This window comes from Cellulomonas taurus, from assembly GCF_012931845.1.
In the GTDB taxonomy this organism is placed as follows: domain Bacteria; phylum Actinomycetota; class Actinomycetes; order Actinomycetales; family Cellulomonadaceae; genus Cellulomonas; species Cellulomonas taurus.
Genome location: NZ_CP051884.1, coordinates 965930 through 990069, shown reverse-complemented (window position 1 = coordinate 990069; position 24140 = coordinate 965930). Strand labels below are relative to the sequence as shown.

Here is a 24140-nt window from a genome sequence, read left to right as displayed (position 1 = left end):
GACCCGGCTGGGCGTTTTCCTGGGACCAACGGCCCACGGAAATCGCCTCAGTCGCCTTGTCTCACCCGATCAGTCGCCCTCCCGGGACCACCTCGGGACCTTCGACCCGGACATCCGCGCGTTCGATGCAGCACATTGGGAAAACCATCACAAAGATGGCACCGAACGAACCGGAGAGCCGAGACATGACCGCCACCACCGCACCCAGCGCCGCCGCCCCCGTCGCCGCAACGCCGGCCGTCCGTACTCAGGAGGACGTGCTCACCTCTGCTCCGGCTCGCCGGACTCTGGCCGTCCTGCGCTACGCGACCGGCTTCATCTTCCTCTGGGCCTTCCTGGACAAGACCTTCGGTCTGAACTTCTCCACCGCGTCGGCCGACGCCTGGATCCACGGCGGCAAGCCCTCGCAGGGCTTCCTGACCTTCGCCGCCACCGGCCCGCTGCAGGGCTTCTTCAACGGCATCGCCAGCCCCGCCAGCGACGTGCTGTTCATGCTCGGCATGCTCGCGATCGGCCTGGCCGTGATGCTCGGCATCGGCACCCGCGTGGCCGCCGTCTCCGGCACCCTGGTGATGGCCATGATGTGGCTGGCCGAGTGGCCGGTCGGCGCCAGCGGCACCGGCACCAACCCGTTCGTCGACTACCACGTCATCTACGCGCTGGTCCTGATCCTGGTCGCCCTGACCTACGCCGGCGACACCTGGGGCCTGGGCAAGATGTGGAGCCGCCTGCCGATCGTCCAGAAGAACCAGTGGCTGCGCTGAGCACCTGCTGACATCGGCGAAGGGCCGACCCCGATGGGGTCGGCCCTTCGCCGTGTTCACACCCCGCGCAGTGCGCGGTACTCGTCCTCCAGCATCGACATGATGATCGCGTCGCACCAGCCGTCGCCGTCGCGGTAGGCGTCCCGGCGTCGGCCCTCGTGGCGGAAACCGATGTTCTCGTACAGCGAGTGCGCACGGGCGTTGATGCTGAGCACGTCCAGCTCCACCCGGTGGGTGCCGATACCGTCGAACGCCAGGCCGAGCACCAGCTCGATCGCCTCGGTCCCGTAGCCGCGACCGCGATATCCCGGGCGCATGACCAGCCGCATGTTCGCACTGCGCAGGGTGTCGTCGATGTCGTTCAGCACGATCTCGCCCAGGAAGTCGTCCGACCGGTTCGCGGTGATCGCCAGATCGATCCGCCCCGGCTGGTCGGCGACGGTCGCGCACCAGCGGTCGATCTGCTGCCGGGTGAAGGTGTCGGTGGTGCCGGTGGTCCGCATCGCCTCCGGGTCGTTCACCATCTCCCACATGTGCGCAGCGTCGTCGGCCCGCACCGGGCGCAGCCGGACCATCTCCCCCTCGAGGGTGGGCTTGTCCATGACTCCTCCTGTGTCGGTACCGAGGTCGATGCTAGGACCGGCGTGTTACGCGGACATGGCGACGGCGCGGGCGATGCATCCGCCCGCGCCGTCGACCTGCCGTGTCAGCCCTGGACGCGCTCCAGGACCAGCTCGCGCACGCGACCGGCGTCCGCCTGGCCCCGGGTCGCCTTCATCACCGCACCGATGATCGCGCCCACCGGTCCGAGGTTGCCGGAGCGGATCTTGTCCGCGATGTCCGGCTGCGAGGCCAGCGCCGCGTCGATCGCCTCGAGCAGCGGGCCGTCGTCGGAGACGACCTCCAGTCCACGGGCCACCACGACCTGCTCCGGGTCGCCCTCGCCGGACAGCACGCCCTCCAGCACCTGGCGGGCGAGCTTGTCGTTGATCCGACCGGCGTCGACCAGCTGCTGCAGCTGCCCGATCTGCGTCGGGGTGATCGGCAGCTCGGCCAGCTCGACCTCCTGGGTCTTCGCGGTCCGGGCCAGCTCACCCATCCACCACTTGCGGGCAGCGGCCGGGCTGGAACCCGCGGCGACGGTGGACTCGATCAGCTCCACCGCACCGGCGTTGATCACGTCGCGCATCTCCGGGTCGGAGTAGCCCCACTCGCCCTGCAACCGGCGACGACGGGCCGCGGGCAGCTCGGGCAGGTTCGACCGGATCTCCTCCACCCACTCCCGGGACGGGGCGACCGGCACCAGATCCGGCTCCGGGAAGTACCGGTAGTCCTCGGCGTCGGACTTGATCCGGCCCGAGGTGGTGATCCCGGTGTCCTCGTGCCAGTGCCGGGTCTCCTGGATGACGGTGCCCTGCTCGTCCAGCACGGCCGCCTGGCGGCTGATCTCATACCGGACCGCCCGCTCCACCGACCGGAACGAGTTCACGTTCTTGGTCTCGGTGCGGGTGCCCAACGGCGACTCGGGGGTCGGCCGCAGGGACACGTTCACGTCGGCACGGACGTTGCCGCGCTCCATGCGTGCTTCGGAGACCTCCAACGCGCGGAAGATGTCCCGGAGGGTCTGCACGTAGGCGCGGGCCACCTCCGGCGCACGTTCACCGGCACCGGTGATCGGCCGGGTGACGATCTCCACCAGCGGGATCCCGGCGCGGTTGTAGTCGACCAGCGAGTGGTCGGCACCCTGGATACGACCGGTCGAACCACCCACGTGGGTGTTCTTCCCGGCGTCCTCCTCCATGTGCGCCCGCTCGATGTCCACCCGGAACACCGTGCCGTCCTCCAGCTCGACGTCGATCCACCCGTCGAAGGCGATCGGCTCGTCATACTGCGAGGTCTGGAAGTTCTTCGGCACGTCCGGGTAGAAGTAGTTCTTCCGGGCGAAGCGGCAGGTCTCGGCGATCTCGCAGTTCAGCGCGAGACCGATCCGGATCGCGTACTCCACGGCGACCCCGTTGACCACCGGCAGCGCGCCGGGCAGGCCCAGGGACACCGGGGTGACGGCGGTGTTCGGCTCAGCGCCGAAGGTCTGCGGCGCGGCGTCGAACATCTTGGTGGCGGTGCCGAGCTCGACGTGCACCTCGATGCCGATCACCGGGTCGAAGCGGCTGACCGCCTCGTCGTAGTCGACCAGATCGACGACGCTCACTTGCCCACCTCCAGCTCAGGCGCCTGCGACAGCAGCGAGCCGCCCCAGGACTTCTCCAGCAGCGCCTCGAGGGCGGCGCCCACCCGGTACAGCCGGTCGTCGGCCTTCGCCGGGGCGAGGACCTGGAACCCGGCGGGCAGGCCGTCGTCGGACAGACCGCTCGGCAGCGACAGACCCGGGATGCCGGCCAGGTTCGCCGGGATGGTCGCGACGTCGTTCAGGTACATCGCCAGCGGGTCGTCCAGCTTCTCACCGAGCTTGAAGGCGGTGGTCGGCGTGGTCGGCGACACCAGCACGTCGGCGGCGGCGAAGGCGTTCGCGAAGTCCCGCTGGATCAGGGTGCGGACCTTCTGGGCGCTGCCGTAGTAGGCGTCGTAGTACCCGGCGCTCAGGGCGTAGGTGCCCAGGATCACCCGGCGCTTGACCTCGTCACCGAAGCCCTGGCCACGGGTGGCGGCCATCACGCGCTCGGCGGTGAGAGGACCGTCCTCCGGCTCGACCCGCAGACCGAAGCGCATCCCGTCGAACTTGGCCAGGTTGCTGGACGCCTCGGACGGCATGATCAGGTAGTACGCGCCCAGCGCGTACTCGAAGTGCGGGCAGGACACCTCGACGATCTCGGCACCGGCCGAGCGCAGCAGCTCCAGCGACTCGTGGAAGCGCGCCAGCACGCCGGGCTGGTAGCCCTCGCCCTGCAGCTCGGTGATGACACCGACCCGCAGACCGGACAGGTCACCGGTGGCACCCTGCCGGGCGGCGGCGACCAGGGACGGCAGCGGCTCCGGGATCGAGGTGGAGTCGCGCGGGTCGTGGCCGCCGATCAGCTCGTGCAGCAACGCGGAGTCCAGCACGGTCCGGGTGACCGGGCCCGCCTGATCCAGGCTGGACGCCATCGCGATCAGGCCGTAACGGGAGATCGAGCCGTAGGTCGGCTTCACCCCGACGGTGCCGGTGACCGCGGCGGGCTGCCGGATCGAGCCACCGGTGTCGGTGCCGATCGCCAGCGGCGCCTCGAAGGCGGCGACGGCTGCCGCCGAACCACCACCGGAACCACCCGGGATCCGGTCCAGGTCCCACGGGTTGTGGGTGTCGCCGTAGGCGGAGTGCTCGGTGCTGGACCCCATGGCGAACTCGTCCATGTTGGTCTTGCCCAGGATCGGCAGCCCGGCGGCCTTGATCCGCTCGACCAGGGTGGCGTCGTACGGCGGCACCCAGCCCTCGAGGATCTTCGAGCCGGCGGTGGTGGGCAGCCCCTGGGTGACGACGACGTCCTTCACCGCGATCGGGACTCCGGCCAGCGGGTGCAGCTGCTCCCCGGCGGCCCGGCGGGTGTCGATGTCGGCGGCGGTGGCCAACGCCTCGTCCGCCGAGACGTGCAGGAACGCGTGCACGGCGGGTTCGACGGCGGTCATCCGGTCCAGGTGCGCCTGGGTGGCCTCCACGCTGGAGACCTCGCCTGCGGCCAGCTTCTCGGCCAGGTCGGCGGCACTGAGTCGGGTCAGGTCGGACGATGCGGTCACGATCACTCCTCCCCGAGGATCTGCGGCACGAGGAACTTCCCGTCCTCCGCCGCGGGCGCACCGGACAGCGCGTCGGCCTGCGACAGCGGCTGCTCGGGCACGTCGGCACGGAAGACGTTCGTCATCGGCAGCGGGTGGCTGGTGGCCGGGACATCGGGGGTGGCGACTTCGCTGACCCGGGCGACCGAGTCGACGATCACCTGGAGTTCGCCGACCAGCCGGTCGACCTCCTCCGGCTTCAGGTCGATGCGCGCCAGGCCCGCGACGCGCGCGACCTCATCACGAGAAAGAGAGGACATGCCGGGGAGTCTAGTGGTGCCACGCCCGGCACCGGGGTCATACCCGCGCGGCCGAGACCAGTGCCAGCACCGCGTCGCCGTAGGCGTCGGCCGCACGGTCGGCGACGAACGACCGCTCCGGCTGCCCCGGGAGCTCGACCACCACCTGGAACCGGCCGTCCAGCGACCGGGCCAGCGACCTGAACGTGCCGCCGAGCAGCTCGCGCAACTGGTCCTCCCGGGGCAGCCACACCGCGTCCTCCTGGGTCACCGAGTCCACCGCCCACTCGGTGGTCCCGTTGAAGCCCAGCACGGTGCCGGTCGGGTAGTCGTGCGCCTCGATCGTCATCTCACTGATCGTGAACACCTCGTCGGCCATCGCGGGCTGCCGGATCACGAACCGGTCACCGGAGGCCGGGGTCCACCGCACCCCGGCGGCCCGCAGCATCTCGGCACGGTCCAGTGCGAGCAGCCCGGCGGTCGAGGAGGTCGTCATCGGCTCAGCGTGCACCGGCGGCCACCTCAGCACCACCTCAGCCGCGACCCGCACCGTGGGACGGCCCGACCGACCGATCCGCACCGCACCCCCTCAGCAGCAGGGTGGAACGTGCCGGACGGACCGGCAGCGCAGTGGAGGAGGACGATCATGGATCTGATCTGGGGACCGGCACCCGATGCCGAGGTGCGCTACCGGCAGCAGGTGGTCCGGGACACGGCGCATGACGCGGGGCTGCACTGGCGCTGGCGTCGCCGCCGGTGACCCGATCGGTGCCGCAGGTGTCGGCGGCTGCTGCGACCATCGACCCCATGAGTTGGTCGGCGGCCCGGATGCCGTTCATCGCACGCGAGGCGGAGATCGCCTCGCTGCTCGCCGCGGTCGGTCGGGCGGCGGACGGCGAGCCCGGCCTGGTGCTGCTGGGCGCGGACGCGGGGGTGGGCAAGACCCGACTGCTGGATCAGGTGTCCCGCCTGGTCACCGCCGACGGCGGCCGGGTGGTCACGGGACACTGCATCGACCTGGGCGGGATCGGACTGCCCTACCTGCCGTTCGTCGAGGTGCTGCGGCGGTTGACCGAGGACCCGGCGCCGGAGGTCTCGGCGGTCGTCACCGAACGTCCCGCCCTGGGTCGGTTGCTCCCCGGTGGCACCGGACCGGAGGAACCCGCCGAGCGCCTGCAGCTCTTCGACGGAGTCGCCGCACTGCTCGCAGCGGCCGGTCGCGCCCACGGACCGCTGGTGGTGGTGCTGGAGGACCTGCACTGGGCGGATGCGTCCAGTCGGGACCTGCTGCGCTTCCTGGTCGCCCGGCTGCGGACCGAGCCGGTGCTGCTGGTCGGCTCCTATCGCGCCGACGACCTGCACCGACGCCACCCGCTGCGCCCGGTGCTCGCCGACCTCGGACGCCATCCTCGGGTGGAACGGATCGATCTCGCCCCGTTCGACACCGCCGAACTGCGGGCGTTCACCACCGCCCTGACCGGTGCGCCGCTACCGGAGGAGGCTTTGCGCCGGATCGAACGCCGATCGGAGGGCAACGCGTACTTCGCCGAGGAGCTGACTGAGGCGGGCACCACCGGCGCCGAGCTGCCGGAGACCCTGGCCGAGGTGCTGCGCGCCCGGGTCGAGGATCTGGAACCCGCCACCCGGCGCCTGGTACGCACGGCGGCGGCCGCCGGACGGCGGGTGAGCGAGCCCCTGCTGCGCGCGGTGGCGCTGCCGGGCGACGACGTGGACGCCGCGCTGAGGGAGGCCGTCGCGCACCACGTGCTGGTCGGTGAGGACGACCGGGTGGCGTTCCGGCACGCCCTGCTGGCCGAGGCGGTGTACGCCGATCTGCTGCCTGGCGAACAGGTGGCGTTGCACCGGGACTATCTGCGCGCGATCGCGGAACAGCCGACTCTGGGCACTGCCGCCGAACGCGCCCACCACGCGCTGCTCGCCCGGGACGACCGCTCGGCGCTGTCGGCCGCCCGCGAGGCCGCCACCGAGGCGGCACGACTCCTGGCACCGGACGAGGAGCTGCGGCACCTGGAGACCGTGCTCCGGCTCTGGCCGGCCGTGCCGTCGGCCGCCGACGAGCTGGGCACCGATCGGGTGCGCCTCCTGCTGACCGCCGCCGCGGCCGGTGGCCGGGCGGGCCTGACCACCCGGGCGGTGCAGCTCGCCCGGGAGGCGGTGGACTCCGTCACCGACGACCCGGAACTGATGGCGACCGCCGAGATCGCCCTGGCCCGGCAGTTGCTCGCTGCTGAACGCGCCGACGACGCCCTGGCCGCGACCACCCGGGCCGAGGCGGCGATCGCCCATGCCGGTGACGCGCTCGGAGCCGTTCGCGCCTGGGTCCTCGCGACCCGGGCCCGCGCCGCACTGAACGCCGACCAGGACGATCTGGGCGAGGCGGCCGCCGCCGCCGCGGTCACCGAGGCCCGAGCCGCCGGGGCGGTCGACGCCGAGGCCGACGCGCTCATCTCGCTCGCGGTGCTCGTGGTCGACGACCCCGAGCGGGCCGCCGAGCTGCTGCGTTCCGCCCTCGACCTGGCTCGTCGGTCGGGTGACCGGGGCACCGAGCTGCGCTGCACCTACAACCTCGCGGCGAACCGGTTCTACGCCGGCGAGCTCGTCGAGGCGGCGACCGTCACCGAAGCGGGGTTGGCTCTGGCGGTCCGCACCGGCCTGAGCTGGAGTCCCTACGGGCTCGAACTGCGCCTGTTCCAGGAGATCGTGCGCTACGCGCGGGGCGACCTGTCGCCCGGCGACCCGGCGGGATCGGGCCCGGTGCCCGCCACCGCCGCCCTGGAGGGCGTGCGGATGTACGCGGCGGTGGCGCGGGGCGACGCAGGCGCCGTCGAACGGGCCCTCGACCTGCTGCACGGTCCGCACGAGGACACGATGATCACCCTGATCGCGGGCGGCTGCGCCGTGGATGCGCTCACCTGGGCGGGACGACCGGAGGAAGCCGTCGCCCTCGCTCGGCGGCTGATCGACGAGATCGGCCGGGTCTGGTCGCATGTGTTCCTCGGCGGCATCTGGCTCTCGGCGCTCGCGCTGGCGGCCCTCGCCGATCTGGCAGCACTCGACCGCCTCGCCGGACGTGACCCGACGGCTCGGCTCACCCTGGGCGACGACCTGCTCGGGCGCGCCGACCGCACCGCCGAGCGCGGCCGACCCCGCGGTGGACCACTGGGACCCGAGGGCCGTGCCTGGTTGGCCCGCGCGCACGCCGAACATGCCCGGTTGCACGGGGACCGGGACCCCACGCCCTGGGCCACGGCGACCGCGTCCTTCGGCTACGGCTACCGCTACGAGGAGGCACGCACCCGGTGGCGGTGGGCCGAGGCACTGCTGGTCAGCGGCGACCGCGAGGCCGCCCAGCGGGAGGCGACCGAGGCATGGGCCACCGCCCGGGCGATCGCCGCCGGTCCGCTGGTCACCGCCGTGGCCGACCTGGCGAGGCGCGGGCGACTCGACCTGCCGGGGATGGCCGTCGGCGCCGGGTCCGTGCTGACCGCGCGCGAGTCGGAGGTGCTGGCCCTGGCCGCTGCCGGGCTGAGCAACCGACAGATCGGCGAACGGATGTACATCAGCGCCAAGACCGTCTCGGTGCACATGTCCCGGGTGTTGGACAAGCTCGGTGCGTCCGGGCGAGCGGAGGCGGTGTCGATCGGGCACCGCCGGGGGTTGATCGAGAGCTGAGCGCGGTCAGTGCTCCCAGTAGCTGTACCGCGCGGCGGGCCGGAAGGCCAGCGCCCGGTAGAGCGCCAGCGCCGCCGTGTTGTGTACCTCCACCTGGAGGAACGCCCTGGTCGCCGCCGAGCGGGCAGCCGCGTCCAGGCCCGCGACGGTCAACGCCCGACCGATGCCGCGTCGCCGGGCCGCCGGGGTGACGGCCAGGCAGGACAAACCCGCCCAGTCGCCGGCCAACGCGACCCGGAGCACGCCGAGCACCGCGCCGTCCTCGGCCCGGGCGGTCAGGTAGCGAGCCGGGCTGGCGGTGAGCAGACGGGTGGCGACGTCGGACCGGTCGGCGGCCGCGGCGGCGGTCTTCACCCCGAGCCACCCGTCCAGCCACGCGGCATCCGGTCGGTCGGCCTCCGCGACCCGGTGGTCGGTCGCGGCGCTGTCACCTGGTCGGTCGGCGATCTCGCGGACCCAGACCTCGGTGATCGACCCCTCGAGGTATCCCCGGGCGGCCAGCCGGTCGTCCAGCCCGTCGGGCGCCGCGGAGCAGATCCGGAACACGGTCGGTTGACCCGCTGCCGTGTAGCGCCGCTCGATCTCCGCGAGGTGGTCGTCGCTCAGCTCCGCACCCGGCACCGCCGGGACCGCGCTGTTCGCACGCCGGGTCAGGCCATCGGTGAAGCCGAGCAGCCAGCCACCGACCTGGTCGGTGCGGATCGGTCGCCAGGTGTCTCGCTCGACGGCCAGACCCGGGGCGGTGGCGGGCGGGACCGCCCCCGTCATGCGCCGCCCTCCGACGCGTCCTCGTTCGCCGCCTCCGGCGCGGGCGGCAGGGCATCCGGCCCGCCGGTGAGCAGGGCGGTGAACCCGTCCTCGTCCAGGATCCGCAGCCCCAGGTCCCGGGCCTTGGCCTCCTTGGTGCCGGCGTTCTCCCCCACCACCACGAAGTCGGTCTTCTTGGACACCGACCCCGCGGCCTTCCCACCGTGGGCGAGGATCGCCTCCTTCGCCTGGTCACGGCTGTACCCGGCCAGGCTGCCGGTCACCACCACGGTCAGGCCGGTGAGGGTCAGCGGCACCGACTCGTCCCGCTCGTCGCGCATCACGACGCCCGCCCGCGCCCAGCGGTCGACGATCTCGGTGTGCCAGTCCTCGGCGAACCAGTCCCGGATCGACTCGGCGATCGTCGGGCCGACGCCCTCGACCTCGCTGAGCCGGGCCACCGCGTCGTCCTCGGCCAGGGCGGCCCGCAGCTCGGTCATCGACCCGAACTCCTGGGCCAGCGCCCGGGCGGCGGTCGGCCCGACGTTGCGGATGCTCAGCGCGACCAGCACCCGCCACAGCGGCTTGGTCTTGGCCAGGTCCAGCTCGTCCAGCAGGGTGACGGCCTGCTTGGAGTAGGTGTAGTCCCCGCCCGACGCCTTGCGCTCGGCGGCCGTGCGATTCCGCCGGAACGGGGCGCGCCGACGCACTACCCCGTCCTCGTCCGCCTTCGGCTCGCCGGTCTCCGCGTCCCGGACGATCACCTCGACCTGCATCAGGGTGGCCAGGCTCGCCTCCCGCACCCGGCGCCGGTCCTCCGCCGAGGCGTCGGCGGGGTACAGCACCAGATCGAAGAGCTCCGACTCGTTGATCAGCGGCGGGCGCTCGGGCACGACGGGCTGCGTCAGCGCGGCGGCGGTCACCTCGCCCAGCGCGTCGATGTCCAGTGCACCGCGCGAGCCGATGTGCTCGACCCGGCCACGGACCTGTGCTGGGCAGGTACGCGCGTTCGGGCAGCGCAGGTCGACCTCGCCCTCCCGCATCGGGCGCAGCTCCGCCCCGCACTCAGGGCAGTGCGTCGGCATCACCCACGGGGTCCGCGGGTAGCCGTCGTCCTTGAGCGCGGCCACCGGGCCGACGATCTCCGGGATCACGTCCCCGGCCTTGCGCAGCACCACCATGTCGCCGGGCTGGACCCCCTTGGCGGCCACCACGTCCTTGTTGTGCAGGGTGGCCATCGAGACGGTCGATCCGGCCACCCGGACCGGCTCCATCACGCCGTAGGGGGTGACCCGGCCGGTGCGGCCCACATTCACCTCGATGGACAGCAGCCGGGTGTTCACCTCCTCCGGCGGGTACTTGAAGGCGATGGCCCAGCGCGGAGCACGGCTGGTCGCGCCGAGCCGCCGCTGCAACGCGATCTCGTCCACCTTGACCACGATGCCGTCGATCTCGTGCACGACGTCGTGCCGGTGCTCGCCGTAGTGGTCGATCATCTTCTGGACGCCCGACAGACCGGAGACCACCTCGGTGTACGGCGAGACCGGGACGCCCCACTCCGCGAGCAGGTCGTAGATCTGGGACTGCCGCTCCAGCCCGGTGCTGCCGCTGCCCGCGCCCCAGCGCAGCGCCCCGATGCCGTGGGCGTACATCCGCAACGGTCGGCTGGCGGTGATCGCCGGGTCCTTCTGCCGCAACGACCCCGCGGCGGCGTTCCGGGGATTGGCGAAGGGCGCCTTCCCGGCCGCGACCTGCGCCGCGTTCAGCTTCTCGAACTCCGCGACCGGGAAGAAGACCTCCCCGCGTACCTCGATCTGCTCCGGGTGGGTCGACGGGTCGCCGCCGAGTTCGGCCGGGATCACGTCGATGGTGCGGATGTTCGCGGTGACGTCCTCGCCGGTGCGGCCGTCGCCACGGGTGGCGGCCCGGACCAGCCGCGCCGGGCCGTCCCCGTCCCGCTCGTAGAGCAGCGCGATCGCCAGGCCGTCGATCTTCAACTCGGCCAGGTAGTGCAGCCCGGCGTCCTCCGGCAGTTCCAGATCCCGGTGCACCCGCTGCGCCCAGGCGGCGATCTCCTCCGCCGAGAACGCGTTGTCCAGGGAGAGCATGCGCTCGACGTGGTCGACCGACCGGAACCCGCTGGCGACGGCCCCGCCGACGGTGCGGGTCGGCGACTCCGGCCCGCCGTAGCCGTAGGCGTCCTCCAGTGCCTCCAGGCGGAGCATCAGTCGGTCGTAGGCGGCGTCGTCCGCCAGCGGCGAATCCTGCACGTAGTACGCCTCGCGCATCGCGCGCACCTGGTCGGCCAGCAGTTCCCAGCGGGCCGCCACCTCATCGGTGGACAGCCCCCGGTCGTCGGGGTCCAGGTCACGGCGGGGGTCCGGCGTCGCAGTCACGTCGGCCATCATGCCGCGACCGGCTGACATCCACCCCTCCGCCGATCAGGACAGGGCGGTCGCGACCATCCGATCCACGGCAGGGACCACCCGCGCCCACGAGTCGGTGGACAGTTCCAGCCCTTGGTGCCGTCCGTCACCGACGTACAGCCAGGTGTCCCGGGACCCCACCCGGCGGTGCAGGCACAGGGCGAGCTCCTCGGCGAGCGCCTGGTCCTCCTCGGGGGTCGTCGCGTCCCCGATCCCGCGCAGCTCGGTCACCGGGACGGTGAGCGAGGCGCTGACATGGCGACGGTCGCGGACGTGATCACGCTGCTCGTGCATGACCACGCACCACGGTGGACACGCCTCGGCCAACCAGGGGGGTGGGGTCGTGGGGTGCATGGCTCCTCCTGAGGTCGATCACGAGGGCCCGCCCCCCGTCCCGGACCAGTGTCACGAGGCCCACTGACATCGGGGCGACGCGGCCGCGGGCCGCCGTGCTCACGAGAATCCGAGCAACTCCCCGGGGGTCACCTGCAGGTCGTCGGCGAGCTGTTCCACCGACTGCAACGTCAGGTTGCGCTCACCGCGCTCCACGCCGCCGATGTACGTCCGGTGCACGCCCAGGCGATCGGCGAGCGCTTCCTGGCTCAACCCCTGCTCCTCGCGGAATCGGCGCAGTTCCTGGCCGACACGGCGCTGCAGCTCTCCCTTCACCCGACCAACGGTCGAGCCTCGCTACTGATCCGTCTACATACTTATCAGTAGCACAGGGTGTTGCGCCGAGTCGATGGCCGGTCCACTATCCGGTCCCGGTACCCGCGGCGCCCGCCCGCACCGCGCCGGGCGGGTCAGCCCCGTTCAGCCCCCGACTCGGCACCCTCCGCCGGATCCGCACCCGGCTCCCCGGTGCCGCACAGCAACTCCCGCCAGCCGACACCGAGCCGGTCCGCGAGTTCGGTCACCGTGCTCAGCGTGAGATTCCGCTCGCCGCGTTCGACCGCCCCGACGAAGGTCCGGTGGTAGCCGATCGAGTGCGCGAGCTGCTCCTGGCTGAGACCACGATCCTGCCGAATCCGCCGCAGCGAGGAACCCAACGTGTGGTGGAGTTCCCTTCCCATGACCGCCAGCGTGAGGGGGTCGCTACCTATCCGTCGACAGACCGATGGGTAGCAGAGCCCTGGTGACCAGCGGTTTCGCCGGAACGGCGCCGACGCCACCGCGTCCAGCCGACCCAGGCGACCACCATCAGGCCGATCAGCACCGCCGCACCGGCCGCCCAACTGCCCGCCACCGACGCGGCGGCGAGCGGCACGGACTCGGTCGCCCCGGAGGGCGTCCAGGTGCACACCGCCGATGCCGGCAGCACCGCGTACGTCACCTCGGCGTCGTCCGTCCCGGCGGCCGCCGCTGCCACGCAGGGCTGTTCGGTGCCCGCACCGGTCAGCATCGAGCCGGTGGCGACCTGCACCCAGAACACGATCAGGGTCAGCAGTCCGGCGAGTGCCAGCCCGGAGCCGATCAGCAGCAGCAGCGCCGACCACACCCCGCCCCGCCCACCAGCGGCCCCGCCGGACGCCCGCGCGACCGCACCACCAGCCGCCCCGTCGGACCCCGGTCCGGTCGCACCACCCCCGGCCCCGGGCATCCCCCCGGTCGCGCCACCAGCCGGTCCGGTCCCGGCCGGGTCGTCCTGCACCGCACGTCCCGCCACGTTCAGTCCTCCGCTCGTTCGGCGACGAGCTCCGCCGCCCGCGCCACGGTCGCCAGGGTGGCCCGTGCCGTCCGCACCGCCTCGGGTGCCCCGATCTCCGGTGCGGGCGCCAGCAGCGTGACCGCCCCGAGCCGATCGTTCGGCAGGCCGACCCGCCGCCACCCGTCCAGCACCGGCTGGGCGACCCCGCGCACGTCCGGCCCCGCGCACTGCGAGGTCCGCGGCGGCTCGACCTGGGCGAACAGCCGCAGTCCGGCCTCCACCGCCTCGGCGACCGGCTCCCAGCGCCGCTCGTCCAGACTCGACGCCGTGACCCCGATCCCGTCCGCGCCGGAGCGTCGCACCACCGGTGCCAGCGTCGCCCCGGCGCCCAGGTGGATGGCGACCCGGGCCGCGCCCGCCGCCCGCAGCAGGTCGACCGCCCGGGTCAGCCGCTCCGCCACCTCCGTGGCGGGCACCGACCGCAGCCGGGCGTAGCCGGAGAAGGTGGGCAGCGTCCCGGCGACCACGGCTGCCAGCAGCGGCTCGTGCAGCAGCACCGTCGGCGCGGCCTCCGGGAGCACCCGGCCGATCGCCGCCAGGTGATCGCCGATCCCGGCGGCCAGTGACTCGACGATCTCGGTGACCGCGCCCCGGTCCGCCACCGCCCGGTCGCCGCGGGCCAGGTACACCGATCCGGCCAGGGTCAGCGGGCCGCACACCGGCACCAGCAACGGCCCCGACCAGCCGTGCGCCGCGACCGCGAGCGCGTCGACCTGCTCCCGCCGGGCTGCATCGAGACGCGCCGCGTCGTGACCGGGCCGGTCGGCGAACCGCCAGCCGTGCGGTCCGAGTTCGGCGGGCAGGTCCAGCAGCAGTCCGAGTCCGGCACCGACCCCGGTGTGCTCGGGTCCGCGGTCCGGGAGGCGGACCGCCCAGGGCATGCCGACCGCCGGATCGGGGGTCTCGGCGATCTCGCCGGTGACCGCGCTCTGCGCTTCCAGCTGGTCGTCACCCGGCCAGGGGCCGACCCCGGAGACCTCGACGCTCATGCGGTCAAGGCCGTCGGGCCGGCCGGGGTCGGTGCGGCGCCGCGCGGGTGGGTCGCCGACACCGTGGCCTGCCCCAACACCCGGTCGCCGTCGTAGAGCACCGCCGACTGGCCCGGCGCGACGCCACGCAGTCGGTCGTCGTCCACCTCGATCCGCAGCCCGCCGTCCGCGGTGGCCAACGCCCGGACCGGCACCGCGCCGCCGTGCGCCCGCACTTGGAGCAGGCAGTCGATCCAGTCCTCCGGCGCGGGCACGAACCACACCGTGTCCTCGCCGTCCACCGCCCCGACGGTCAGGTCCTCGGCGGAGCCGACCACCACCCGGTTCTGCACCGGCTCGATGGACAGCACGTAGCGCGGCTTGCCGTCCGGCGCCGGCCGGTCGATGTGCAGCCCCTTGCGCTGCCCGACCGTGAAGCCGTACGCGCCGTCGTGCTCGCCCAGCACGGTCCCGTCGGCGGTGACGATCTCCCCGGGCCGCGAGCCGAGCCGGTCCCGCAGGAATCCCTGCGTGTCGCCGTCGGCGACGAAGCAGATGTCGTAGGAGTCCGGCTTGGCGGAGACGCTCAGCCCCCGGGCGGCCGCCTCGGCGCGCACCTGCTCCTTGGACTCCACCTCCCCCAGCGGGAACATCGCCCGGGCCAACCGCTGCGGGCCCATCACCGCGAGCACGTACGACTGGTCCTTGAGCGGGTCCACCGACCGGCGCAGCAGGGGCAGACCCGCGTCGTCGACCCCGGCCCGGGCGTAGTGACCGGTGCACACCGCGTCGAAGCCCAGCGCCAGCGCCTTGTCCAGCAGCGCGTCGAACTTGATGTGCTCGTTGCAGCGCACACACGGATTCGGGGTACGCCCCGCCTCGTACTCGGACAGGAAGTCCGCGATCACGGTGTCCTCGAACCGCTCGGACAGGTCCCAGACGTAGTACGGGATGCCGAGCACGTCCGCCGCGCGCCGGGCGTCACCGGCGTCCTCGATCGAGCAGCAGCCCCGGGACCCGGTCCGCATCTGCGCCCGGTTCCGGGAGAGCGCCATGTGCACCCCGACCACCTCGTGCCCGGCGTCGACGGCGCGTGCGGCGGCCACCGCCGAGTCGACACCACCGGACAACGCCGCCAGCACCCGCATCAGCGCACCCCCACCAGTCCGGCGGCCCGCGCCCGCTGCACCACACCCGGCAGCGCCTCCAGCAGCGCCGTCACGTCCTCCTCGGTCGAGGTCCGGCCCAGGCTGAACCGCAGCGCACCCCGTGCCGTCGGCTCGTCCAGCCCCATCGCCAGCAGCACGTGCGAGGGCTGCGGCACCCCGGCCTGGCAGGCTGATCCGGTCGAGCACTCGACCCCCGCGCTGTCCAGCAGGAACAGCAGCGAATCGCCCTCGCAGCCGGGGAAGGTGAGGTGGGCGTTGCCCGGCAGCCGGTCGGCCCCGGTCGCACCCCGCGGCACGGCATCCGGGACGGCCGCCAGCACCCCGGCGACCAGCCGGTCCCGCAGTGCCGCGAGCCGTGCCGCGGTCTGCTCGCGCTCGGCCACCGCCTGCTCCACCGCCACCGCCAACGAGGCGATCCCGGCCACGTCCAGCGTGCCCGAGCGCACCCCGCGCTCCTGCCCGCCACCGTGCAGCACCGGGGTGAGGTCCAGTCCGCGCCGGGCCAGCAGCGCCCCGGCACCGACCGGGCCGCCCAGCTTGTGCCCGGTCAGTGTCAGCGCGTCCAGGCCGGAGGCGGCGAAGTCGACGGGCAGCTGGCCGACCGCCTGCACCGCGTCGGAGTGCACCGGCACCCCGTGCGCCGCCGCGATCCGGGTGATCTCGGTCACCGGCTGCACCGTGCCGACCTCGTTGTTCGCCCACATCACCGACACCAGCGCCGTGCGCTCGCCGTGGGCCGCGAGCTCGGCCGCCAGCTCCGCCGGGTCGACCCTGCCCTCGCCGTCCACCCCGAGGAACACCAGCTCGGCCCCCTCGTGCGCGGCCAGCCACTCGGCCGGGTCGAGCACAGCGTGGTGTTCGACCGACGACACGATGATCCGGCGTCGTTGCTGGTCAGCGGCCTGCCGAGCGGTGTAGACACCCTTGATCGCCAGGTTGTCGGCCTCCGTGCCGCCGCTGGTGAAGATGACCTCGGACGGACGCGCGCCGACCGCCGCCGCCAGGCGCTCCCGCGATTCCTCGACCACCCGGCGGGCCGCCCGACCGGCGGTGTGCAGCGATGACGGGTTCCCGGCGGCCAGGTGTGCGGTCAGCGCCGCCACCGCCTCCGGGGTCATCGGCGTGGTCGCCGCATGGTCCAGATACGCGTTCACGCCACGAGTCTACGAACGGGTTTGGCAGGATGTGCGCGTGAGTGCCGACGACGCGACGACGCCAACCCCGGCCCCGCTGGCCTTCAGCGGGCAACGCCTGGACTGGCGCGACCTGCCGCGCGGCGTCCGCACCCGGATCCAGGAGCTGGCCGGCGCGCAGGTCACCGCCGAGATGAGCGCCACCACCGGCTTCAGCCCCGGCTTCGCCGCGGTGCTCGAACTCGCCGACGGTCGCGGGGTGTTCGTCAAGGCGGTCTCCCCCGAACAGAACCCGCAGTCGCCCGAGCTGGCCCGGGCCGAGGTGCGCGCCGCACAGGCCATCCCGGCCCAGGTGCCCGCGCCCCGGCTGCTCTGGCACGACGACGACGGCGACTGGGTGCTGCTCGGCTTCGAGGTCGCCACCGGTCGCCCGCCGTTGCTGCCCTGGCGCCCGGCCGAGCTCCGCCGGGTGTTGGAGGCGATGGCCGTGCTGTCCGAGGCGACGCCGCTGCCCGGTCACCGGCTGCCGGCCACGGATGAGCACTTCGCCGCCGACTTCCGGGGCTGGCACACCCTGGCCGAGGGCCCGGGCAGCGCCCTCGACCGCACCGCCGACTGGGCGGAGGGCACCGGCGAGTGGCTGCGCGCGCACCTGGACACCCTGTGCACCTGGTCCGAGGACGCCACCGCCGCGCTGGTGGGCGACCGGCTGGTGCACGGCGACCTGCGGGCGGACAACGTGATGATCGACGTCGAGCACGTCGCCCTGATCGACTGGCCGCACGCCAGCGTCGGTGCCGCCTGGGCGGACCTGGCCTTCATGGTGCCCAGCATCGCGATGCAGGGCGGTGGCAGACCGCAGGAGATCTTCTGGGCCCAGCCGATGTCCGCCGGGCTGGAGCCGGAACGGCTGCGGGCGGCGGTCGCCGGGCTGGCCGGGTACTTCACCCACGGGGCGTTGCAGCCCCCGCCGCCCGGCATCCCGAACCTGCGCCGGTTCCAGCAGGCCCAGGCCGAGCAGGCGCTCCTCTGGCTGCGCGACCTGGGCTGAGGCTCAGCCTCGCCGGGCCCGCAGCTCGGCACTGACCGCCGGCAGCACCTCGAACAGGTCCCCCACGATCCCGTAGTCGGCGATCTCGAAGATCGGTGCCTCCGGGTCCGGGTTGATCGCGACGATCGTGCCGGATGCCTGCATGCCGCCCCGGTGGTGCACCGCGCCGGAGACCCCGGCGCCGATGTACAGCCGCGGCGTCACGGTGACCCCGGTCTGGCCGATCTGCGCCTCGTGCCCGATCCAGCCCTCGTCGGTGGCGACCCGGGTGGCCCCCACCGCGCCGCCCAGGACGTCCGCGAGCTCCTCCAACGGGCCGAAGTCGCCGTCGGTGCCCCGCCCGCCGACCACCACCACATCCGCCGACCCGAGGTCCGGCCGGTCGGAGGCGGCGGTCGGGGTGTGCTCGACCACGCGGATGCCACGGCTCGCGGCCGCCGCCGACACGGTGTGCTCCCGCACCGTCGCCGCCGGACCGTCCACCGGCTCCGCGACCACGGCGCCCGCCTTGAGCAGGACGATCGCCGGGCTGGTCAGCACCGCGCACTGCGTGGTCCAGGTCCCGGCGAGCACCGTCTTGTCCGCGACGATCCGGCCGGAGTCGTCCCGCCGGACCGCGGTCGCGTCCGAGACCACGCCCGCGCCGGTGGCCACCGCCAGGTGCGCGGCAACCTCCTTGCCGACGAAGCTCGACGTGCCCAGCACCACGTCGTGCGTCGCGACCGCGACCAGGGCAGCACCCTGCACCGCCGTCAGTCGGGCGTCGGCGTCGGTCACCCGCACCCGGTGCAGCACGCTCGCCCCGTACCGGCCGAGCTGCTCCGGCACGTCGGCGGACATCCGCTCACCGATCCACACCGCCTGCACGTCGCCGAGCGCCCGTCCGGCGGTGACCGCCTCCAGGGCCGCCGGACGCAGGTCGCCGTCCTCGGTGTGGTCCAGCAGGACCAGAACCTCGCTCATCGCACGTCCTCCCGCACCAGACCCTGCTCGACCAACCACGCTGCCAGCTCCCGCCCCGCATCGGCTCCCCCGGTGACCAGCACCCGGTCCTCGCGCGGCGGCCGCGGCGCGGCGGTCAGCACCGCGGTCCGCGACCCGGCGGCCCCGACCTCGCCCGGCTCCAGGCCCAGGTCGGCGAGCGCGATGGTCTCCACCGGCTTCTTGCGCGCGGCCATGATCGCCTGGAAGTTCGGGTAGCGCGGCTCGTTGGCCCGATCGGTGACCGACACCAGGGCGGGCAGCGGCGCGGCCAGCACCTCGGTGGCGTGGTCCAGGTCGCGGCGCACCGTGACCTCACCGTCGGCGACCGTCACCTCCGCCGCCAGGGTCAGCGCGGGCAGGTCCAGCAGATCGGCCAGGGTGGCGGGCAGCAGCGAGGTCAGGCCGTCCAGCCCGGCCATCCCGGTCAGCACCAGGTCCACGTCCCCCACCCGCCGGATCGCCGCCGCCAGCACCCGCGCGGTGGCGAACACGTCCGACCCGGCGATGTCGTCGTCGAGCACGTGCACCCCGGCGTCGGCGCCCAGCTGCAACCCGCGCCGGGCGGCGTCCTCGGCGTCGTCCGGTCCGACGGTGATCACCACGACCTCGACGTCCTCGTCGCTGCCCTCGGCGATCTGGGCCGCCGCCTCCAACGCGTTCTCGTCCAGCTCGTTGATCGTCCCGTCCCCGCCGGTCCGGACCACACGGTGGTCGGGACCCAGTTCACGATCGGCCTGGATGTCGGGCACATGCTTGACGCACACCACGATCTTCACCCGGTGAACGTTACCCGCCCGCGACAGGCAGCAGAATGGACCCGTGAGCGCCCCCACCCCCACCCGACTCGGCGTGCACGTGGTCGAGGACGGCGTCGAGGTCGCCGTGCTCGCCCCGCACGCCGACGCCATCGACCTGTGCCTGTTCGACGACGCGGGCACCGAGCGCCGGATCCGGCTCGAGGGTCCGGAACTCGGCGTGTTCTTCGCCCGGGTGCCCGGCATCCGGGCCGGTCAGCGCTACGGACTGCGTGCCCACGGACCGTGGGACCCGGTGAACGGTCTGCGCTACAACCCGGCCAAGCTGCTGGTCGACCCGTACGCGGTGGGGCTGACCGGTGAGCTCGGGTACGGCCCGGAGACCTACGGGCACCGGGTGGAGGACGGCGACCCCTACGGGCCGGCCGACGACCGGGACTCGGCGGGGCACGTGCCCTACGGCGTCGTGCTCGACCTCGACCAGGACGACGCGGCCGACCCGACCACCAACCGGCCGCACGTCCCATGGTCGGACACGGTGATCTACGAGGCGCACGTCCGCGGCCTGACCGCCCGGCACCCGGAGATCCCGGCCGACGAGCGCGGCACCTACGCCGCCCTCGGCCACCCGGCGCTGATCCAGCACCTGCACCGCCTGGGTGTGACCGCCGTCGAACTGCTGCCGCTCCAGGCCTGCGCGCCCGAACCGCACCTGGTCTCGCGCGGGATGACCAACTACTGGGGCTACAACACGCTCGGCTTCTTCGCGCCGGACCCGCGCTGGGCATCGGCGGCCGCCCGGGCGGCCGGACCAGCCGCCGTGCTGGCCGAGCTGCGCACCGCGATCCACCGCCTGCACGAGGCCGGGATCGAGGTGCTGCTGGACGTGGTCTACAACCACACGCCGGAGGGCGGGCTGGGTGGTCAGCACCTGAGCCTGCGCGGGCTGGACTCGGCGGTCTACTACCTGCACGACGGCGCGCACCCGGCCGCGCTGGCGGACGTCACCGGCTGCGGCAACACCCTGGACTTCCGGCGGACCGAGGTGGTCCGCCTCGCCCTGGACTCGTTGCGGCACTGGGTCCAGCAGGTCGGGGTGGACGGCTTCCGCTTCGACCTGGCCGTGACCCTCGCCCGGGGACACGGCGGCTTCGACCCCGACCACCCGTTCCTGGTCGCCACCGCCACCGACCCGGCGCTGCAGGACGTGAAGCTGATCGCCGAGCCGTGGGACATCGGCCCCGGTGGCTGGCGGACCGGCCAGTTCCCGGTGCCCTGGTCGGAATGGAACGACAAGTTCCGGAACTCGGCGCGGTCGTTCTGGCTCGCCGACCCGGCCCGGGCCACGCATGGCGACGCCGGTCACCGGGTCCGTGACCTGGCGACCCGACTGTCCGGCTCGGTGGACCTGTTCGGGCACTCCGATCCCCAGCTGCGCCGGGGCACCCGGGCGAGCGTCAACTACGTCACCGCGCACGACGGCTTCACCCTGGCCGACCTGGTCGCCTACGAGCACAAGCACAACGAGGCCAACGGCGAGCAGAACCGGGACGGCACCGACGACAACCGCTCCTGGAACCACGGCATCGAGGGCCCGGTGGAGGCCACCGCCGTCGCCGCTGACATCCTGCCGATCCGGCGCCGGTCCATCCGCAACCTGCTCGGCACCCTGCTGCTGTCCGCCGGGACCCCGATGCTCACCGCCGGGGACGAGATGGGCCGCACCCAGCAGGGCAACAACAACGCCTACTGCCAGGACGGCGACCTGTCCTGGCTGCCCTGGGAGCTGGCACCGTGGCGGCAGGACCTGCTGGCCACCACCCGGCATCTGACGGCCCTGCGCCGCACGCATCCGGCGTTGCGCGGTGAGCGGTTCTACACCGGCCGACCGCTGGACCGCCCGGACCTGTCCTGGTTCGACCCGCAGGGCGAGCCGTTCACCCACGACCGCTGGCACGACGGCGACCTCCGCACGCTCCAGATGCTGCGGATCAGCGGCGACGACCAGGCGCTCCTGGTGCTGAACGGCGCGCTGGAACCGCAGCAGGTGGCCCTCGCCCCCGGGGCCGACTGGCGACTCGCCTGGGACTCCGTGTGGGAGCACCCGGACGAGGCCACCCCGGGGGACGAGGTGATGGAACCGCTGAGCCTGCGGCTGTACGTCGGTTAGGCGTTCGCCACCAGGCCGATCTCCGCCACCGAGCTCAGCCCGGCGTGCCGCGGCACCACCCGCACGCTGTACCCGAACGGCCCGGACGCCTCCAGCGTCACGTCGCCGGCGAAGGCGTGCCGCCCGGCCTCGTAGCTCTCGGTCAGGGTCAGCGGGTCGGTGCTGAACGCGTCCAGCTCGTCGCTCTCCGACACCCGCCCGTGCACCACCTGCACCTCGACGTCCGTCGGGTCCAGGTCGCCCAGGGAGACGTAGGCCCGCACGTGCAGGGTGTCGCCGACCTGCGGCACCTCGCCGAGGCCGGCGGACTCGACGTGGTCCACCCGGACGCCCTGCCAGCCGGCGCGCACCCGACTCTTCCAGGCCGCGAGTTCGCGGGCACCGGTCAGGTCGGCCGCCGCCAGCTCCCGCCCGGCGGCCGCTGCAGGGGCGTACAGCCGGTCGACGTACTCGGCGACCATCCGGGTCGCCTGCACCTTCGGGCCGAGTGTGGCCAGGGTGTGCCGGACCATCGCCAACCAGCGCTGCGGCAGCCCGTGCGCGTCACGGTCGTAGAACCGGGGGGCGACCTGGTTCTCGATCAGGTCGTAGAGCGCCGCCGCCTCCAGGTCGTCCCGGTGGTCGGCGTCCTCCACCCCGTCCGCGGTCGGGATCGCCCAACCGTTCTCGCCGTCGAACCACTCGTCCCACCAGCCGTCCAGGATCGACAGGTTCAGCCCGCCGTTCAGGGCCGCCTTCATCCCGGAGGTGCCACAGGCCTCCAACGGGCGCAGCGGGTTGTTCAGCCATACGTCGCAGCCCGGGTACAGGGACTGGGCCATCGCGATGTCGTAGTTCGGCAGGAAGACGATCCGGTGCCGGACGTCGGCCTGGTCGGCGAACCGCACCAGCTGCTGGATCAGCCGCTTGCCCTGCTCGTCCGCCGGGTGCGACTTGCCCGCGATCACCAGCTGGATCGGCCGCTCCGGGTCGGTGAGCAGCCGGGTCAGTCGCTCCGGGTCGCGCAGCATCAGGGTGAGCCGCTTGTAGGTCGGCACCCGCCGGGCGAAGCCGATGGTCAGCACATCCGGGTCGAGCACCCCGTCCACCCAGCCGAGCTCGGCCGGGCTGGCACCACGCTCGCCCCAGGACTTGCGGACCCGACGCCGCGCCTCGGTCACCAGCGCCTCGCGGAGGGTGTGCCGCACCCCCCACAGCTCGGCGTCGCTGATCGCGTCCGGGCGCAGCCAGTCGTCGTCCTCGGTCAGGCGTTCGGCCGCCAGGTCGCTCAGTCGCCGGTCGACCCAGGTCGGCGCGTGCACCCCGTTGGTCACCGAGGTGATCGGCACCTCGGAGTCGTCGAAGCCCGGCCACAGCCCGTCGAACATCCCGCGGGAGACCTCGCCGTGCAGCAGCGAGACGCCGTTGGCCCGACCGCCCAGCCGCAGACCCATCACCGCCATGTTGAACATCAGCGGGTCGCCGCCCGGGTAGTCCTCGGCACCCAGCGCCAGCACCCGGTCCACCGGCACCCCGGCGTCGGCGTGCGCGCCACCGAAGTACTGCCCGACCAGCCCGGCCTCGAACCGGTCGATCCCGGCGGGCACCGGGGTGTGCGTGGTGAACACCGTCGCCGCCCGCACCGCCTCCAGTGCCTCGTCGAAGCCGAGCCCGGCGCCGGTGACCAGTTCCCGGATCCGCTCCACCCCGAGGAACCCGGCGTGGCCCTCGTTGGTGTGGTAGACCTCCGGCGCCGGTGCGCCGCTCAGTCGGGACCACACCCGCAGCGCACGCACACCGCCCACGCCGAGCAGCAGCTCCTGCTGCAACCGGTACTCGCCGCCGCCGCCGTACAGCCGGTCGGTGACCTTGCGGGCCTGCTCGTCGTTCTCGGGCACGTCGGAGTCGAGCAGCAGCAGCGGCACCCGGCCGACGGTCGCCACCCAGATGTGCGCGTGCAGGGTCCGGTCGCCCGGCAGCGCGATCCGCACCGTCGCGGCGGTGCCGTCGGCCTCGCGCAGCAGGGTCAGCGGCATCCCGTCCGGGTCCAGCACCGGGTAGCTCTCCACCTGCCAGCCGTCCCGGGTCAGCGCCTGCCGGAAGTACCCGGCGCCGTAGAGCAGCCCGACGCCGATGATGGGCACCCCCAGGTCGGAGGCGCTCTTGAGGTGGTCACCGGCCAGGATGCCGAGGCCGCCGGAGTACTGCGGCAGCACGGCGGTGATCCCGAACTCGGGCGAGAAGTAGCCGATCGAGCTGGGCAGGTTCTCGCTCTCCTGCCGCCGCTGGTACCAGCGCGGCTCGGTCACGTACTCGCGCAGATCGGCGGCGGCGGACCTGACGGCGGTGACCACGGCCGGATCGGCCGCCAGCTCGGCCAGGCGTTCGGGGGCGAGTGCGCCGAGCAGGGCCACCGGATCGCCGTGCACCTGGGCCCAGACCTCCGGGTCGATGCGGGCGAACAGGTCGCGGGTCGGCGCATGCCAGGACCAGCGGAGATTGTGCGCCAGCTCGTCCAGATCGGCGAGCGCGGCGGGCAGGGAGGTGCGGACGGTGAATCGACGGATCGCTCTCACCCGATTCACC

At 73.3% G+C, this 24140-nt stretch carries 21 protein-coding genes; 4 read left to right on the top strand and 17 right to left on the bottom strand.

Annotated elements, in window-relative coordinates; all coding sequences use genetic code 11:
- Positions 1 to 185: 185 nt before the first annotated feature.
- Positions 186 to 764: a DoxX family protein gene (locus HGK68_RS04455; protein WP_169164870.1), complete on the top strand. Its 579-nt coding sequence runs from the start codon at positions 186 to 188 to the stop codon at positions 762 to 764.
- 56 nt (positions 765 to 820) lie between these two features.
- Here the strand turns inward: HGK68_RS04455 and HGK68_RS04450 are convergent, their stop codons facing one another.
- The 5 genes from HGK68_RS04450 to HGK68_RS04430 all read right to left on the bottom strand — a co-directional run bounded on the left by HGK68_RS04450 (position 821) and on the right by HGK68_RS04430 (position 5267).
- Complete coding sequence (locus HGK68_RS04450; protein WP_169164869.1) at positions 821 to 1366, bottom strand: GNAT family N-acetyltransferase; 546 nt, start codon at positions 1364 to 1366, stop codon at positions 821 to 823.
- A gap of 104 nt (positions 1367 to 1470) precedes the next feature.
- Positions 1471 to 2973, bottom strand: a complete 1503-nt coding sequence (gene gatB / locus HGK68_RS04445; RefSeq protein WP_169164868.1) for an Asp-tRNA(Asn)/Glu-tRNA(Gln) amidotransferase subunit GatB — start codon at positions 2971 to 2973, stop codon at positions 1471 to 1473.
- The gene (gene gatA / locus HGK68_RS04440) at positions 2970 to 4493 is read right to left on the bottom strand and encodes an Asp-tRNA(Asn)/Glu-tRNA(Gln) amidotransferase subunit GatA (RefSeq protein ID WP_425483664.1); all 1524 of its coding nucleotides are present in this window, start codon (positions 4491 to 4493) and stop codon (positions 2970 to 2972) included. Before gatA ends, gatB begins: the two co-directional genes overlap by 4 nt.
- 2 nt (positions 4494 to 4495) lie before the next feature.
- Positions 4496 to 4792, bottom strand: coding sequence for an Asp-tRNA(Asn)/Glu-tRNA(Gln) amidotransferase subunit GatC (gene gatC, locus HGK68_RS04435; RefSeq protein WP_169164867.1), 297 nt, complete (start codon positions 4790 to 4792; stop codon positions 4496 to 4498).
- A 37-nt stretch (positions 4793 to 4829) separates the two neighbouring features.
- Positions 4830 to 5267 (bottom strand): pilus assembly protein CpaE, encoded by a 438-nt coding sequence (locus HGK68_RS04430; RefSeq protein WP_425483663.1) that lies wholly within the window; start codon positions 5265 to 5267, stop codon positions 4830 to 4832.
- A gap of 311 nt (positions 5268 to 5578) precedes the next feature.
- On the opposite strand from HGK68_RS04430, the gene HGK68_RS04425 reads away from it, so the two are divergent.
- The gene (locus HGK68_RS04425; RefSeq protein ID WP_246260581.1) at positions 5579 to 8464 is read left to right on the top strand and encodes a helix-turn-helix transcriptional regulator; all 2886 of its coding nucleotides are present in this window, start codon (positions 5579 to 5581) and stop codon (positions 8462 to 8464) included.
- Between the two features lie 6 nt (positions 8465 to 8470).
- Here HGK68_RS04425 and HGK68_RS04420 read toward each other — a convergent pair whose 3' ends face one another.
- The 9 genes from HGK68_RS04420 to HGK68_RS04380 all read right to left on the bottom strand — a co-directional run bounded on the left by HGK68_RS04420 (position 8471) and on the right by HGK68_RS04380 (position 16636).
- Positions 8471 to 9232 (bottom strand): GNAT family N-acetyltransferase, encoded by a 762-nt coding sequence (locus HGK68_RS04420; RefSeq protein WP_169164866.1) that lies wholly within the window; start codon positions 9230 to 9232, stop codon positions 8471 to 8473.
- Positions 9229 to 11637 (bottom strand): NAD-dependent DNA ligase LigA, encoded by a 2409-nt coding sequence (gene ligA / locus HGK68_RS04415; RefSeq protein ID WP_169164865.1) that lies wholly within the window; start codon positions 11635 to 11637, stop codon positions 9229 to 9231. The genes HGK68_RS04420 and ligA overlap by 4 nt, the downstream gene beginning before the upstream one ends.
- A gap of 15 nt (positions 11638 to 11652) precedes the next feature.
- Complete coding sequence (locus tag HGK68_RS04410) at positions 11653 to 11931, bottom strand: hypothetical protein (protein WP_169164864.1); 279 nt, start codon at positions 11929 to 11931, stop codon at positions 11653 to 11655.
- A gap of 159 nt (positions 11932 to 12090) precedes the next feature.
- On the bottom strand, positions 12091 to 12306 hold the full coding sequence (locus HGK68_RS04405) for a helix-turn-helix domain-containing protein (protein ID WP_169164863.1): 216 nt from the start codon (positions 12304 to 12306) through the stop codon (positions 12091 to 12093).
- 134 nt (positions 12307 to 12440) lie between these two features.
- Complete coding sequence (locus tag HGK68_RS04400) at positions 12441 to 12710, bottom strand: helix-turn-helix domain-containing protein (protein ID WP_169164862.1); 270 nt, start codon at positions 12708 to 12710, stop codon at positions 12441 to 12443.
- 26 nt (positions 12711 to 12736) lie between these two features.
- On the bottom strand, positions 12737 to 13303 hold the full coding sequence (locus tag HGK68_RS04395; RefSeq protein WP_169164861.1) for a hypothetical protein: 567 nt from the start codon (positions 13301 to 13303) through the stop codon (positions 12737 to 12739).
- Between the two features lie 2 nt (positions 13304 to 13305).
- Entirely contained in the window at positions 13306 to 14334 is a 1029-nt protein-coding gene (locus HGK68_RS04390; RefSeq protein ID WP_169164860.1) for a uroporphyrinogen decarboxylase/cobalamine-independent methonine synthase family protein, read from the bottom strand.
- The gene (mnmA, locus tag HGK68_RS04385) at positions 14331 to 15461 is read right to left on the bottom strand and encodes a tRNA 2-thiouridine(34) synthase MnmA (protein WP_169164859.1); all 1131 of its coding nucleotides are present in this window, start codon (positions 15459 to 15461) and stop codon (positions 14331 to 14333) included. Before mnmA ends, HGK68_RS04390 begins: the two co-directional genes overlap by 4 nt.
- Positions 15461 to 16636 carry a cysteine desulfurase family protein gene (locus HGK68_RS04380; RefSeq protein ID WP_169164858.1) on the bottom strand — a complete coding sequence of 392 codons (1176 nt, stop codon included), beginning with the start codon at positions 16634 to 16636 and terminating at the stop codon, positions 15461 to 15463. Before HGK68_RS04380 ends, mnmA begins: the two co-directional genes overlap by 1 nt.
- Positions 16637 to 16673: 37 nt before the next feature.
- Between HGK68_RS04380 and HGK68_RS04375 the strand changes: the two genes are divergently transcribed.
- The gene (locus HGK68_RS04375; protein ID WP_169164857.1) at positions 16674 to 17666 is read left to right on the top strand and encodes a phosphotransferase family protein; all 993 of its coding nucleotides are present in this window, start codon (positions 16674 to 16676) and stop codon (positions 17664 to 17666) included.
- Between the two features lie 3 nt (positions 17667 to 17669).
- On the opposite strand, the gene HGK68_RS04370 is transcribed toward HGK68_RS04375, so the two are convergent.
- Entirely contained in the window at positions 17670 to 18629 is a 960-nt protein-coding gene (locus HGK68_RS04370) for an electron transfer flavoprotein subunit alpha/FixB family protein (protein ID WP_169164856.1), read from the bottom strand.
- Complete coding sequence (locus HGK68_RS04365; protein WP_206155803.1) at positions 18626 to 19426, bottom strand: electron transfer flavoprotein subunit beta/FixA family protein; 801 nt, start codon at positions 19424 to 19426, stop codon at positions 18626 to 18628. Before HGK68_RS04365 ends, HGK68_RS04370 begins: the two co-directional genes overlap by 4 nt.
- A gap of 43 nt (positions 19427 to 19469) precedes the next feature.
- Between HGK68_RS04365 and glgX the strand changes: the two genes are divergently transcribed.
- Positions 19470 to 21575, top strand: a complete 2106-nt coding sequence (gene glgX, locus HGK68_RS04360) for a glycogen debranching protein GlgX (protein WP_169164854.1) — start codon at positions 19470 to 19472, stop codon at positions 21573 to 21575.
- Here glgX and glgP read toward each other — a convergent pair.
- Positions 21572 to 24130, bottom strand: a complete 2559-nt coding sequence (gene glgP / locus HGK68_RS04355) for an alpha-glucan family phosphorylase (protein ID WP_169164853.1) — start codon at positions 24128 to 24130, stop codon at positions 21572 to 21574. The two genes, glgX and glgP, sit on opposite strands and share 4 nt — an antisense overlap.
- Positions 24131 to 24140 lie beyond the last annotated feature (10 nt).

Bases quoted from the DNA above. Each gene is read 5' to 3' on its own strand.
- HGK68_RS04410 (WP_169164864.1), bottom strand. From the start codon at position 11,931: ATGCACGAGCAGCGTGATCACGTCCGCGACCGTCGCCATGTCAGCGCC.
- HGK68_RS04450 (WP_169164869.1), bottom strand. From the start codon at position 1,366: ATGGACAAGCCCACCCTCGAGGGGGAGATGGTCCGGCTGCGCCCGGTG.
- HGK68_RS04420 (WP_169164866.1), bottom strand. From the start codon at position 9,232: ATGACGGGGGCGGTCCCGCCCGCCACCGCCCCGGGTCTGGCCGTCGAG.
- gatC (WP_169164867.1), bottom strand. From the start codon at position 4,792: ATGTCCTCTCTTTCTCGTGATGAGGTCGCGCGCGTCGCGGGCCTGGCG.
- ligA (WP_169164865.1), bottom strand. From the start codon at position 11,637: ATGTCAGCCGGTCGCGGCATGATGGCCGACGTGACTGCGACGCCGGAC.
- HGK68_RS04400 (WP_169164862.1), bottom strand. From the start codon at position 12,710: ATGGGAAGGGAACTCCACCACACGTTGGGTTCCTCGCTGCGGCGGATT.
- HGK68_RS04370 (WP_169164856.1), bottom strand. From the start codon at position 18,629: ATGAGCGAGGTTCTGGTCCTGCTGGACCACACCGAGGACGGCGACCTG.
- mnmA (WP_169164859.1), bottom strand. From the start codon at position 15,461: ATGCGGGTGCTGGCGGCGTTGTCCGGTGGTGTCGACTCGGCGGTGGCC.
- HGK68_RS04390 (WP_169164860.1), bottom strand. From the start codon at position 14,334: ATGAGCGTCGAGGTCTCCGGGGTCGGCCCCTGGCCGGGTGACGACCAG.
- HGK68_RS04425 (WP_246260581.1), top strand. From the start codon at position 5,579: ATGAGTTGGTCGGCGGCCCGGATGCCGTTCATCGCACGCGAGGCGGAG.
- HGK68_RS04455 (WP_169164870.1), top strand. From the start codon at position 186: ATGACCGCCACCACCGCACCCAGCGCCGCCGCCCCCGTCGCCGCAACG.
- HGK68_RS04430 (WP_425483663.1), bottom strand. From the start codon at position 5,267: ATGACGACCTCCTCGACCGCCGGGCTGCTCGCACTGGACCGTGCCGAG.